8 protein-coding genes are annotated in these 14,027 nt (G+C 34.5%); 5 read left to right on the top strand and 3 right to left on the bottom strand.

Annotated elements, in window-relative coordinates; all coding sequences use genetic code 11:
* Positions 1 to 160 precede the first annotated feature (160 nt).
* The 3 genes from LPB88_RS05390 to LPB88_RS05380 form a co-directional block, all read right to left on the bottom strand.
* The gene (locus LPB88_RS05390; protein ID WP_230713260.1) at positions 161 to 544 is read right to left on the bottom strand and encodes a DUF3037 domain-containing protein; all 384 of its coding nucleotides are present in this window, start codon (positions 542 to 544) and stop codon (positions 161 to 163) included.
* Positions 534 to 1,316 carry a HipA family kinase gene (locus LPB88_RS05385; protein WP_230713258.1) on the bottom strand — a complete coding sequence of 261 codons (783 nt, stop codon included), beginning with the start codon at positions 1,314 to 1,316 and terminating at the stop codon, positions 534 to 536. The genes LPB88_RS05390 and LPB88_RS05385 overlap by 11 nt, the downstream gene beginning before the upstream one ends.
* Before the next feature lie 325 nt (positions 1,317 to 1,641).
* Positions 1,642 to 2,490, bottom strand: coding sequence for an NAD(P)H-hydrate dehydratase (locus LPB88_RS05380; RefSeq protein WP_230713256.1), 849 nt, complete (start codon positions 2,488 to 2,490; stop codon positions 1,642 to 1,644).
* Positions 2,491 to 2,723: 233 nt separating this feature from the next.
* Here LPB88_RS05380 and gcvT point away from each other — a divergent pair, with 233 nt between their 5' ends.
* From gcvT to LPB88_RS05355, 5 genes are all read left to right on the top strand, one after another.
* A complete protein-coding gene (gene gcvT / locus LPB88_RS05375; RefSeq protein ID WP_230713254.1) occupies positions 2,724 to 3,806 on the top strand; it encodes a glycine cleavage system aminomethyltransferase GcvT in 1,083 nt (360 codons plus the stop codon).
* A gap of 261 nt (positions 3,807 to 4,067) precedes the next feature.
* The gene (locus LPB88_RS05370) at positions 4,068 to 6,098 is read left to right on the top strand and encodes a S41 family peptidase (RefSeq protein ID WP_230713253.1); all 2,031 of its coding nucleotides are present in this window, start codon (positions 4,068 to 4,070) and stop codon (positions 6,096 to 6,098) included.
* Positions 6,099 to 6,285: 187 nt separating this feature from the next.
* Positions 6,286 to 6,999, top strand: coding sequence for a YebC/PmpR family DNA-binding transcriptional regulator (locus tag LPB88_RS05365; RefSeq protein ID WP_007811539.1), 714 nt, complete (start codon positions 6,286 to 6,288; stop codon positions 6,997 to 6,999).
* A 253-nt stretch (positions 7,000 to 7,252) separates the two neighbouring features.
* Positions 7,253 to 11,944 carry a hypothetical protein gene (locus LPB88_RS05360; protein ID WP_230713251.1) on the top strand — a complete coding sequence of 1,564 codons (4,692 nt, stop codon included), beginning with the start codon at positions 7,253 to 7,255 and terminating at the stop codon, positions 11,942 to 11,944.
* 1 nt (position 11,945) lies between these two features.
* Positions 11,946 to 14,024 (top strand): hypothetical protein, encoded by a 2,079-nt coding sequence (locus LPB88_RS05355; protein ID WP_230713249.1) that lies wholly within the window; start codon positions 11,946 to 11,948, stop codon positions 14,022 to 14,024.
* The last annotated feature ends 3 nt before the right edge of the window (positions 14,025 to 14,027 follow it).

Below are 14,027 nucleotides of genomic sequence, written 5' to 3'. Positions count from 1 at the left end.
TCGCCAAGACGCAAAGTTTTTTATATTCTTTGCGTCTTGGCGTCTTGGCGAGATTTTTTATAAATATTATGTTAGAGCACTGCTGTACGCCTCTACAGAAAACCTTAGAACCTTAGCAACTCAGAACCTCAGAATCTTAAAAAAAACCTTTGAACCTCTACTAAAGAACTAACTCTTCGAATAATCTCTGAATCGTTTTTTCTAAATCCTCACACAATCCCGGATGTGGTCTTGATGTTTGAATTGCTGAGCTGCGAATCGCCGTTAACCATCGAAAACGCTCTGGAATTTCCATTTGGGCGATTGGACCGCCGTCTTTGGCTCCGTTAGCAATTTTTTCTAATGCGGTTACATTGCGATGCAATTGTTCGATATCAAAATCGTTTGAAAGGGCTTCAATTTTAGTATCGTTTATGTGGTGTAATACTTTGATAAATTTGGCTTTTTTGCAAAACAAAATGATTCCGATATTTAGGAATTCTTCGCGCTCCACTCTTGGTACCACACGAATTACGGCATACTCATATAAGTGACTATCTTGCATTTTGGGCTTGATTTACAAAGATTTCTGAATTATTTAATCGGGTTTGCAAAAATTGTAAGTAAACGTTTCGCAAAGCTTCTGGGGTTTCATCGGTATCTTCCCATTGCAGCCATTCCTGTGGAATTATATTTACAATTTCTTCGAGAATTACTGGTGTTAAAAGTGCTTTAAATTCAGCATCAACTTCTTTTAAAAGGGTCGCTTGTGGCAATAAAACATGATCTTTTATCAATGCAAAAGGGCTTTTGGCATGTTGCTCCCAATTGTTCCAGGAATGATGAAAATACAAACACGCTCCGTGGTCGATAAGCCATAATTCTTTGTGCCAAATCAACATATTGGTATTTCTAAACGTACGATCTACATTAGTGATATATGCGTCAAGCCAAACAATTTGCGACGCTAATTTAGCATCTACAGTAGTTACAACAGGATCAAATGTTATGGCGCCTGATAAAAAATGAAGTGCCAAATTTAATCCCTGACTTCCTTGCAGTAAATCCTGAATTTCTTCGTCGCCTTCACTTCTTCCAAAAGCTTCGTCGAGATTGGCGAAAACCAATTCCGGCAATTGCAATTTTAAAGCTTTGGCTATTTGTCCGCCAACTAATTCGGCTATTAAAGCTTTTACACCGTGACCGGCTCCTTTGAATTTTAAGACATATTTAAAATCGTCATCGGCTTCTGCCAAAGCGGGTAATGAACCGCCTTCGCGCAAAGGCGTTATGTAACGTGTAACATTTACGGTTCTTAGATCGAAATTGTTTTTCATATTTGTAAAATGAACTACAAACTTACGAATTTAGATTTCTGATTGTAGGGTTTAGATTTTAGATTTTTCTTGCTTTATGGTAAAGTTTTAAAAATAATCACGCAATCCCGATAGCTATCGGGAGCAAAGACGCAAAGTTTTGTATTCCTGAGCAAAGTCGAAGGTGTGCCAATTGGAAAGCGGCTTCGACTTCGATCAGCCTGACATAAAATATGTGTGAACTTTAGTTTATAAACAAAAGTCTATACGCAAATCGGATGAACTTGAAACTTGAAACAAAGAAAACCTGAAACAAATTATCTAATTATCTAATTATCTCAATTGCCTAATTCTCTAATTCAAGAAAAGCTTTTCCAAGATTCTCTATAATATCTGAGGCTATAAACGACTGATAACCGGTTTGTGGCAAGGCAATATCAGCGGTTAATCCGTGGAGGAAAACACCTAGTTTTGCGGCATATTTGGGCTCGTAACCTTGGGCAATCAAACTTGTGATGATTCCGGTTAAGGTGTCGCCGCTTCCTGCGGTTGCTAATGCGGCGTTTCCAGTGGTGTTTTCGTAGATTTCGGATTTGTTTATTATGTAAGTTGGTGCGCCTTTCATGACGATTATAACTTTGTATTTTTCAGAAAAAGCGACTGTTTTTTGAAACTTTTCCGATTCTGAATTCCACTTGCCAATTAGGCGCTCTAATTCTTTTGGGTGAGGTGTTAAAATCGTGTTTTCGGGAACTAAATCTAACCAGGATTGGTTTTGTGCTAAGATATTCAGGGCGTCGGCATCGAGAACTAAAGGTAAATTATTAATTCTTAAAAATTCAAATAGGGCTTTTTGGGTGCCTAACTCCTGCCCGATTCCGGGTCCAATTGCGATTGCCTGGGGAATTAATGGCAGATGAATATTGGTGATGAAATTGGCATTTTCATCGGTTACAACCATAACTTCGGGAATACAGATTTGCAGGATTTGATAACCGCATTTTGGTGTAAAAGTAGTTACGAGTCCGCAGCCTGATTTTAAACATGATTTTGAAGCGAGAACTGCTGCTCCTATTTTGCCGTAGCTTCCGGCAATAATCACGGCGTGACCCTGAAGTCCTTTGTGTGTAAGAGGATTTACCGGTTTGTAGAATTTTAGTATATCTTCTTTTGTGATTAGAAACGGATCTTTCATTGCGCCTGTTTTATGAATTAAAGTTACATAAAAAATGATGACGAAAATGTTTCTTATTACCATAGAGCCCTAGCCCTGATAGCAGCGGCATCCTTTTTGTTTTTTCTTTAAAAACAAAAAGATATAGCGGATAGCAGGAAATAGCTCCTAATCATTGCGAAATTTATAATTTAGTGTGTATCATTTTGATATTTTTTGAATAAATTTGCGATTCAATTTTTTAAAACAACACAATGAAAAACACTGCGCTTACGCACATACATGAGGGTTTGGGAGCGAAAATGCTACCATTTGCCGGTTACAACATGCCTATTACATACGAGGGAGTAAATGCTGAACACGAAACGGTTCGAAACAGTGTGGGAGTCTTTGACGTTTCTCACATGGGAGAATTTTTATTGACTGGACCAAATGCTTTGGCTTTGATTCAGAAAGTGACTTCAAACGATGCATCGACTTTGACGATTGGAAGAGCGCAATATTCTTGCCTGCCTAATAATGATGGCGGAATCGTAGATGATTTGATTGTATATAAAATGAAAGATGAGGAGTATTTATTGGTTGTAAATGCTTCGAATATTGAAAAAGACTGGAACTGGATTTCATCTCACAACGATTTGGGTGTTGATATGAAAAACATTTCTGATGATTATTCTTTGTTGGCGATTCAGGGGCCAAAAGCGGTTGAAGCTATGCAGCCTTTGTCTTCTATAGATTTATCGGCAATTGCTTATTACCATTTTGAAGTGGCTGATTTTGCAGGTTTTAGTGACGTAATTATCTCTGCAACTGGTTATACTGGTTCTGGTGGTTTTGAAATTTACTGCAAAAATGCTGATGCTGAAGCGATCTGGAATAAAGTTTTTGAAGCTGGTGCTGCTTTTGGTATTAAACCAATTGGTTTGGCTGCTCGTGATACTTTACGTCTTGAAATGGGTTTCTGTTTGTACGGAAATGATATTAATGATACTACTTCTCCGCTTGAAGCTGGATTAGGATGGATTACTAAATTCACTAAAGACTTTACAAATTCTGAAAATTTTAAAAAACAAAAAGAGGAAGGTGTTACTAAAAAACTTGTTGCTTTTGAAATGCAGGAACGCGCTGTGCCTAGACATGACTACGAAATTGTTGATGTTGACGGTGCTGTAATTGGTGTTGTAACTTCTGGAACGATGTCGCCTTCTATGAATAAAGGTATTGGTTTAGGATATGTTACGGTAAATAATAGTGCTGTTGATAGTGATATCTTCATCAGAATTAGAAAAAATGATGTTGCTGCAAAAGTGGTTAAATTACCTTTCTACAAGAAATAGTTTTTTAAGACATACATATTTTAGAAATGCGTTACTTTTTTGAGTGACGCATTTTTTTTTGCCACGAATTCACGAATTATTTTTAATTTCTTTTAATGAATTCTTGACTTCTTTTTCCGGTTTTACATTTTAAAAACTCATCCCGAAGCTTCGGGACTATATGTTAAAATAAATCTTCCGGTTGTAGGATATTTTAGAAAAAATATAACCTACTATCGAAAATTAAACGTAACTTTAGTGTAAACGATAGACTTTCTGTTTATGAAAAAAATTTGGCTAGTATTTCTGTTGACTTCTACTGTTCTATTTAGTCAAAATAGCGCTGAAACATGCGAATTAGTAAACAAAATAAACGCACTTATTCAGGCGGAACACATTAGGCCAAAACCTATGGACGATAGTTTATCTGTTTATGTTTTTGATAACCTTATCAATGGCTTAGATCCTTCGAGAAACATTTTCTACAAGAGTGAATACGACGAAATGGCGGCTAAATATCGCTTGAATTTAGACGATTTAATTCTGAGTGATGATTGCTCTTTTTTGGCTAATATCACGGATAAATACAAAACTGGTCTTTTGAGAACTAAAGCAGTTTTAGAAAAAATTCAGGCCGGACCTATTGATTACACTAAGAAAGATACTATTCGGTTTTATAAAAAATCATTTCCGTTTTATCTTAAAAAAGAAGATTTAGAGAAAGTCTGGCTCAAAAAACTTCGCTACCAAATTCTGGATGAAATGGCGGAAACGAGTGAGAATCTGGATTCGATTAAAGCTAATTTTAAATCGATTGAACTTGCTTCGAGAAAATTGATTTTGACAAATGAGATTTGCAGAATCAATACGCTTCTTGAAACGAAACTAAAACAGGAAGAAAACTTCTATAATTTCTTTTGTACTTATTTTGATCCGCATACGGCTTATTTTAGTGATGATTCTAAAACAAGTTTTGTGGCTTCATTATCCAAAGAGCATTTGTCCCTGGGAATGAGCGTGAATCTAAATGAGAAAAATGAAATTATTATAGAAGAAATTGACCCCAATGGGCCTGCTTACAAAACGGGACAAATAAAAAAAGGGGATCAGATTGTTTCTATTTCGAATCAGAAGGAAACCTTGCAGGTTTCTTGTGCATCACTTGAATCTATTTCGACAATGATTTTATCGGAATCTAATAAAAGTATTACGCTTACGCTAAAGCGAAACTCCGGTAAAAGCTTTGATGTTTATATCGAAAAACAAGTGATGAAAGACGAAGAAAATTCGGTTTTTAGTTTTATTGTTGGTAAAGAGAGTAAAATTGGATACATCAAGATTCCGAGTTTTTATGCTGATTTAGACGGAACGAGCAGAAAAGGCTGTGCCGATGATGTGGCTCGTGAAGTTATAAAACTGGAAAGAGATAATATAAAAGGTCTTGTAATTGATTTGATCGATAACGGCGGCGGATCTATGGAGGAAGCCATAAAAATGGCCGGAATGTTTATTGATTATGGTCCGTTGTCTATTGTGATAGATAATAAACAACAAACATCTGTGATTAATGATCCTTATAAAGGCTTGATTTATAAAGGACCAATTGTAGTCTTGATCAATAGCAATACGGCTTCTGCCAGTGAATTTTTTTCTTCGATATTGCAAGATTATAATCGTGCTTTGTTACTGGGAAGCAGTACACTTGGAAAAGCTACTATGCAAACTATTCTTTCGCTTGACGAAAGTAAAAATACTGACTTTCTAAAAATTACGATTAACAAATTCTACAGGGTTACGGGCAAAAGTCATCAATATATTGGGGTTAAGCCTGATGTAGTGCTTCCGGAATTCTACGAGGGTGTTTATCAAAAAGAAAGTGATTTTCCGACTGCAATCAAAAATGATAGTATCGAGCCGTTTTTAAAATACAGACCTTATGTAAAGAGAAATCTTATCGATAAACTGGCTAAAAATAGTACTGTAAGATTGACTGATAATTCTTTTTTTAATAATATTAAAAAAATCAATCTGAAAATCGATCAGTTGGTGAATATACCCAAAGCGGAGATTCCGATGACATTGGATGCAATTTTTCAGCAGAAAAAAATCGTAAATTCTCTTTGGACTGAAATCAGTACTTTTAATGATGAGAATAATCCATTGGAAGTTTACAATTCTACCGTAAATCAATTTTTACTTGGCGCCTATCCTACCGAAAAAACGATAAACCAATATCAAATTGACAATCTGAAAACGAATCCGTATCTAAATGAAGCGGTGAATGTTATTAATGAGTTTAATGCGGCGAAGTAGTTTCAGGTTTCAGGTTTCAATAAAAAATCTCGAATTCTAATTCAGAATTTGAGATTTTTTACTTTATTGACGCCAACAAAACCTGAAACCTGAAACTTGAAACTTTTTAACTAAAAATATAATTGAAATTGATTTTGCAAAAATAAGGAATAACCGTATTTTTGCATCACAAAACTAAAAATTAGAAATGGGAAGAGCGTTCGAATTTAGAAAAGGAAGAAAAATGAAACGTTGGTCAGCAATGGCTAAAACATTTACCCGAATTGGTAAAGATATCGTTATGGCCGTTAAAGAAGGTGGTCCTAACCCAGATGCCAATTCTAGATTAAGAGCTGTAATACAAAATGCAAAAGCGGCCAACATGCCTAAGGACAATGTGGAGCGCGCTATAAAAAATGCAAGTAATAAAGATACTGCCAATTATAAGGAAATTTTGTTTGAAGGATATGCTCCTCACGGAATTGCAATCTTAATTGAAACGGCATCTGACAACAATAATAGAACGGTTGCGAACATTCGCAGCTACTTTAACAAATGTAATGGTACAATGGGAACGCAAGGTTCTGTTGAGTTTATGTTTGACCATACTTGTAATTTCAGAATTGCAAAAGGCAATCTTGATCCTGAAGAATTAGAATTAGAATTAATCGATTTTGGTGCCGAAGAAGTTTTTGAAGATGAAGACGGAATTTTAATCTATGCGCCTTTTGGAAGCTTTGGTGCTTTGCAAAAAGAATTAGAAAACAGAGGTCTTGAAATTTTATCTTCTGGTTTTGAGCGTATTCCTCAAATCACTAAAGAACTTACTGAAGCTCAAATCGCTGATGTTGAGAAATTAATCGAAAAAATTGAAGAAGATGATGACGTCATGAACGTTTATCACACAATGAAAGAGGAATAATATCTTTCTTTTACAACTATAAAAAAAACTCCAGAGCAATCTGGAGTTTTTTTATGCCCGAATGTGGAAAACCGTAAAGATAAATGTAATGAATGTTTTAAGTTTGGCTGAGATTATTTTAGAGCTGATAATTATATAAACTTTAAAGGAAATAATATAATAACTTTTTATAAACAATTCTTTTCCTGTTAAAAACTATATATATTTGATACTCTAAAACACCATAAATACCACACCAAAACCTACAAAAACATTGAAAAAAACTACTCTTAGATTACGCCCTTTCGTATACATTTTAGTTTTATTTACAATCAGTTCGAACTGTTTTTCAAACACTTACACAGACACGATAAGTAATTCAAAAAAACTTTCTTTAACTAAAAGTAACAATTCAAAACCAAATTTTCTTCCAGAGAATAATTCCTTCAATTTCATTCAAAATTCTGAAAGTGAATTTACGAATGATTACCTAAGAAAGAATTTTCCTATTTCAGAACAAACTTCTGATGATTTACAGAAGGCAATGGCAACTTGTCTTAAAATAGATGAAAATGGTAATCTTACAGATAATCTTGAACCAAAGAATTTGTCGCAATTACCTTTGGGTATAAAAAAGACAATTGGCGGTATCCAATATCTATTGGGAATCAGTAATGCAAAATTTACACCTGAATATACCGAGTTAACAGCTTTTGTCAGAATCATTATTCCACAACATGACGCTGACGGAAAAGCGAAAGAATTATTTTTTGGTGCAAATAATATCAAGTTGTCCCATAAAGGAGGTTTGGTTGGAGATACCAATTTGGTTTTACTTGGTGATGTTCCTATTAAAATAAACGGCGAAAATCTATTATTGATTCTGAAGGGCGGAATGGATATGAAGACTGGAGCCGTTGAGAACAAAACTTATGTAACTATTGATTGTAATGGTTTTAAAGAACTTGGAATAACGGCTGATGTCCAGTTTTCAAGAAACATGCTAGAACCTGTTGACAATAATTATGTTGCCATTGCTTCTCCTGCCCTTGTTACTGGAAACTTTAAAACGATTGTTTCTAACTGGAATGATATTTTAATCGAAATATCATTGCCTAAATTTCAGTTAACATCTAAAAAAGGTTTTTGCTTTGAATTAAATAAAGCGGTAATCGATTTTAGTGATTTACGAAACTCTACAAATGTAAAATGGCCCCCCAATTACACTACGAAATATTTAGTCCCCGGAAATGAAAATCTGTGGCGTGGTCTTTATGTACAATCACTTAAAATAGTTTTACCCGAAGAGTTTAAGAAAAAAGAAAGCAAGGAAAGGATTCGCTTTGAAGCGACCGATTTATTGATCGACCGGATGGGTGTTTCCGGAACTTTTTCGGGAAGCAACTTAATTGGTATTGATGAAGGAGATGCTTCAGGATGGCAAATTTCTCTTGATACGGTTAGTATTACATTAGTCGCAAATTCAGTAACTGCTGCTAGTTTTGGCGGAGACATTCTTTTACCTCTTTCTGAAAAATCAGCAAATTGTAATGCCGGTATGCGATCTGAGCTTGCTTATAAAGCATTAATTGATCCGGTAAACAATGAATACCTTTTAAATGCGCAGGTTACAAACGGTATTTGCTTTCAAGCGTTTAAGGCAAATGCTATTATTGAAAAAAACTCTTATATAGAGCTCAAAGTAAAAGATGGTAAGTTTTTACCAAAAGCCGTTCTATACGGCACTTTATCTTTAAAAGCTAGTAACAAGCCAATTACTGCTGCAGAAGCGCAATCTGGTACAAATGCGCAAACCAAAGAAACGGTTGATTTTAAAGGAATCATATTCCAAAATTTAATGTTACAAACGGTATCTCCGTACTTAAGTGCTGATTATTTTGGATATAAAAATATTCAGGGCAAGGATCAAAGTGTTAGTAATTTCCCGGTAACGATTAATGAAATTGCTCTAATTACTACTCCCGAAAGTGCCAGTTTAAAGGTTGATATTGCCATTAATATGATGGAAAATCAATTTACCGGCCAAACTAAATTTTATGTGATTGGAAAATTTGGTAAGGATCAGGGAATCCAGAAATGGAAATATGACCACCTTAAATTTGAGCAAGTTTCTATTGGTGCCGACTTAGGCGGAATGAAATTAAAGGGGAGCATTACCATTATGGATAATGATCCTGTTTATGGAAAAGGCTTTAAAGGAATGCTAAGTTGCGATTTTACGGGAGGTATTAAAGTAGAAGCCAATGCCATTTTTGGATCTATCGATTTTAGATACTGGTATGTAGATGCCATGGTTGATGGTTTAAACATTCCCGCAGGAGCAATTACATTTAAAGGTTTTGGTGGTGGTGCTTATTATCATATGAAAAAAGACGGTTTCAGTAACCGATTTGCTGCTTCGGGATCTAATTACGTACCTGATATAGATTCTGGTCTTGGTGTAAAAGCCATGATTAAATTTGCCGGTACTGCTACTGCAGATGCATTTTGGGGAGGTGCTGGTTTCGAAATTGCCTTTAATGGTCATGGTGGTATTAACAGAATTAGTATTTATGGTGAAGGCCACGTAATGCAGACTTTTGAAATACCAGGCGCAGAAGAATTAACCGGCGCTTTAAAAGCAGTAACGGAAAATGAATCACTATTATCTAAAGCGGCATTAGAAGTTTTAAAAGTATCTGATTTATCTAAAGCGGCAAAAGACTTATACCCAAATACCGTGGAAACATCAATGGGAATTAATGCTTTTGCTGCGATCGAATATGATTTTAGATCAAAAACACTTCACGGTACATTCGATTTATATATTGACACTCCGGGTGGTTTTATAAAAGGCCGTGCATCAGGAAACAGAGCTGGTTGGGCAGTTTTACATTTTGCTCCAGACAAATGGTACATCCGTATGGGTACACCTACTGATCGTTTGGGAATAAAAATGGCTATTGGTTCTATCGAAGTCGAAGCCGGTGGTTATTTTATGCTTGGTGATGACATTCCTGCAAGTCCGCCACCGCCTGATATAGTTGCTCAATTGCTTGGTGTTAATGTTGCGGTTCTGGATTATATGCGTGATGAAAATAGTGTTGCATCTGGTAAAGGTTTTGCTTTTGGATCTGATTTTAGTATCAAAACAGGAGATTTAAGCTTTTTGATGTTTTATGCAAATTTCCAGGCTGGTTTTGGCTTTGATATTATGGTAAAAGATTATGGTGAAGCACAATGCAAAGGTTCTGGGCAAATTGGTATTAATGGCTGGTATGCAAATGGTCAATCGTATGCATATCTTCAAGGGGAACTTGGAATTAATATTAAATTGTTTTTTATAAGAAAGAAAATATCGATTATAAAAGGTGGAGGTGCCGTTTTACTTCAGGCAAAATTGCCAAATCCGGTTTGGATTCGAGGTTATATGGCCGGTTATTTTGATATTTTGGGCGGTGCAATAAAAGGCAGTTTCAGGTTTAAATTAGAATTTGGAAAAATGTGTGAATTCACAACGAATAATCCTCTTGAAGGTTTAAAATCGATTGCAGATATTACTCCTTCTGAAGGAACAAAAGATGTAAATGTTTTCACGGTACCACAAGTTGGTTTTAACATGCCAATTGATAAAAACTTTAAAATTGAAGGAGATAATGGTGTAAAAACATATCGTTTAAAACTGGAAGAATATACTATTAAAAAAGATGGAGTTCCGGTAATAGGAAGTTTAAGCTGGAATCAAACTAATGATTTAGTGAGTTTTAATTCTGTTGAAGTTTTACCACAAAATTCAAATTTAGTTTTAACCGTTAAGGTTAGTTTTCAAGAAAACATTAACGGAGCGTGGCAAACAATTTATGACCAGGGACAAGTTGCTATGGAAAGCGAAGTAAGAAACTTTACTACAGGAGCTGCTCCAAATAATATTCCGGTAACAAATATTGCTTACAGTTATCCTGTTTTTGAGCAAAAATATGTTTATCCAAACGAAAGTAAACAAGCATACGTTGTTTTAAAACAAGGACAATCTTATTTGTTTGAATTAAAACCGGGACAATCACAAAAGGCAATTTACAAAACAGGTGAAAAAACGATAAATTCTGCTATTACTTATAATGTTGGACTTAAAAAAGTAATTATTGATATGCCATCGCTTCAAACCCTTAAGCCATATAGCTTGTCTTTAATGACTTTAGAACCACAAACAGATGCTAATTCGAATTTGTCTCAAAATTATGAAAAACAAGATCTTGGTGACAATAATAGTGTAGAAATGAAAAGTAATTCGCTGAGTGAAACCGTGATTGGAGGTGATGGTACAGAAATGTTACAGTACAATTTTAATACTAGTCAGTACAATACGTTTCAGGAAAAAATGGCTGTAAAAAAACCAAAACAAACTTTGGTTGAGATTATTTATGCTGATGTGCATGCTTTACAATCACTAAATAGTTCATCAGAACCATTTGAGCTTCTTGAACTTATTGGAACCGATAAAAATCAAAATGCACCATTGATTAGTGCCGAAGCGATATTAGATGACGCATATTTTAAAGAGGAAATTTCTCCTTTAATCTATAGTGGATATCCATTAGAAAGTGATCTTACTTTTGACAGAAATACAGCTGTTTTGGGGATTCAGCCAGTTAAAGCAATTGAAGTAATGTCATGGTATCAGGATTATGCAATGAATATGCCTACTAATTTTATGCTTAAAGAATATTTACCTTTTAGATACAACCTACCATATTATTATAAAACAGATTTTGTTCAGCTGAGATATAAAATCGCGAACAAATACGTAAATACATTAAATCAGGCAATGATTGAAAAATATAATTATATCATTAATGGTCAGTTTCCATACATTAGAAAAGGAACTTATAATATTAAATTGAATTATACGCTACCGGGAGGACAAGCTGGTACAAGTTCAATTTTCACATACAACAAATCAAATTAGCATGAAATTTAAATTTTTAACTATCCTTTTTTTAATTGCAATTGTTAGCGGTCATGCACAGGTCGTTAGTAATAAGGATTCGATTATTACCGAAAAAAAAATAGAAATACAGGTTATAGCCAGAATTCAAAAAAATAAAATTTTATTGCGTTGGGCGGTAAACGATCCTCTTGCCTGGAAAAAATTAAACAAATATGGCTATTCATTAGAACGATATACAGTTACTAGAGATAATAAAACGCTTGAAAAACCTGAAAAATTAGTTCTCGCTCAAGTAATTAAACCGGAACCTCTTGAAGCGTGGGAAAAACTTATAGAAATTAATGACGAAGCTGCAATTGTAGCTCAGGCATTGTATGGAGAAGAGTTTGCCGTTAACGGAGCTGATAATTTACAATCCATTATTAATCTTTCTGAAGAGATGCAACAGCGATTTACTTTTGCTTTGTATACTGCCGATAAGGATTATCAGATTGCAAAAAAAGCTGGTTTGGGTTTTGAAGATTTATCTCCTAAACAAAATGAAAAATATATTTACCGAATAATTTCAAATGTGCCTGAAACCGAAATGGATATCGCATACGGTGGTGTATTTGTAAGTTTGAAAGAATATGAGCCTTTGCCAAAACCAATGGATTTTACTGCAAATTTTACTGATAGCAGTACAATGTTAAGTTGGAATTTTAAGATTCTTGCAAATGAATATGGTAGTTACTATATTGAACGTTCTACTGATAAAAAAATATTTAAGCGAATTACTGAAAAACCGTATACAAGTTTAAGCCAGCAAAACTCAAACAATAATCGAATTTTCTATATAGATTCGATCGCTAATAATGTTTCGTATAGTTATAGAATTCAAGGAATTTCGGCATTTGGAGAATTAGGCCCTTACTCTGAAATAGTGACTGGAAAGGGCAAAAAAGTACTGAAATTTGTGCCGCATCTTACTATTAAAGAGTTCAAAGACGATACTACTGTTAACTTAATTTGGGAATTTCCTGAAGAAGGTGACAGTGAAATATCTGGTTTTGAGCTTAATCGTTCTGACGAGGATGATAGCAAATACACAACTGTGGTTAAAAATATTTCGGTAAAATCACGAAGCGTAGTCTATAATAAATTATTGGGAACTAATTATTTTACACTAACCGCTATTGGTAAAAACGGCAACAACAGAACTTCGTTTCCTATGCTTGTTCAGCCCGTTGATTCAATTCCTCCATCAAAACCTGTTGGATTAAAAGGTGTGATAGATAGTTTGGGCGTTGTAAAATTAACCTGGACACATAATACCGAAAAAGATTTATTGGGATATAGAATTTACAAGGCAAACAACCCTGATGAAGAGTATAGCCAGGTGACAATAAGTCCGAGCGAACCCAATACATTTGAAGATAAAGTTGTTGTAAAAACATTAAATAGTAAAGTTTATTACAAAATTATTGCTGTCGATTACCGCTATAATATGTCTGATTTCTCAGAACCATTAATTCTAAAAAAAACAGATTTAATTCCCCCAGCATCGCCTGCCTTTACAAAATATGAGATAAAAGATAGTTCGATTTTTCTGGAATGGGCCAATAGTTCAAGTGATGATGTTGCAGTTCATCAGTTATATCGCAAGGAAGACGATCAGAAAGATTGGAGCTTAGTTTTTGAAACTAAAAACAAAGAAGAAAAATTTCAGGACAAAAATGTAAAAGATGGCTCTCTTTATAAATATACCATTTTTGCAAAAGATGAAAGTAATCTTGTTTCTAATCCTTCGCCGGGAGTTAATCTACTTGTTCCTAAATATTCTGTTATGCCATCTGTGAAAGGATTTTTTGCGCAGGCAAACAAAACGACCAATACGATTGATTTGTCTTGGGAATATTCTAATAATGAAGTGGATAGTTTTGAAATTTATAAGGCCTCTGATAAAGATGCATTGCAACTAATTCAAATTGTAGTTGGAAAAATAAAACGTTTATCTGACCCAACTATAACCATAAATACTACTTATAAATACGGAATTAGAGCTGTATATAAAGATGGCAGAACATCTCAAATGGATTTTTACACAATTAAATTTTAGGCT

This window comes from Flavobacterium sp. JAS (genome assembly GCF_020991455.1).
Classification (GTDB): Bacteria; Bacteroidota; Bacteroidia; order Flavobacteriales; family Flavobacteriaceae; genus Flavobacterium.
This window is presented reverse-complemented; position numbering and strand designations above follow the sequence as displayed.

Excerpts from the sequence above, each read along its gene's own strand:
- LPB88_RS05390 (WP_230713260.1), bottom strand. The coding sequence starts at position 544 with ATGCAAGATAGTCACTTATATGAGTATGCCGTAATTCGTGTGGTACCA.
- LPB88_RS05385 (WP_230713258.1), bottom strand. The coding sequence starts at position 1,316 with ATGAAAAACAATTTCGATCTAAGAACCGTAAATGTTACACGTTACATA.
- LPB88_RS05380 (WP_230713256.1), bottom strand. The coding sequence starts at position 2,490 with ATGAAAGATCCGTTTCTAATCACAAAAGAAGATATACTAAAATTCTAC.
- gcvT (WP_230713254.1), top strand. The coding sequence starts at position 2,724 with ATGAAAAACACTGCGCTTACGCACATACATGAGGGTTTGGGAGCGAAA.
- LPB88_RS05370 (WP_230713253.1), top strand. The coding sequence starts at position 4,068 with ATGAAAAAAATTTGGCTAGTATTTCTGTTGACTTCTACTGTTCTATTT.
- LPB88_RS05365 (WP_007811539.1), top strand. The coding sequence starts at position 6,286 with ATGGGAAGAGCGTTCGAATTTAGAAAAGGAAGAAAAATGAAACGTTGG.
- LPB88_RS05355 (WP_230713249.1), top strand. The coding sequence starts at position 11,946 with ATGAAATTTAAATTTTTAACTATCCTTTTTTTAATTGCAATTGTTAGC.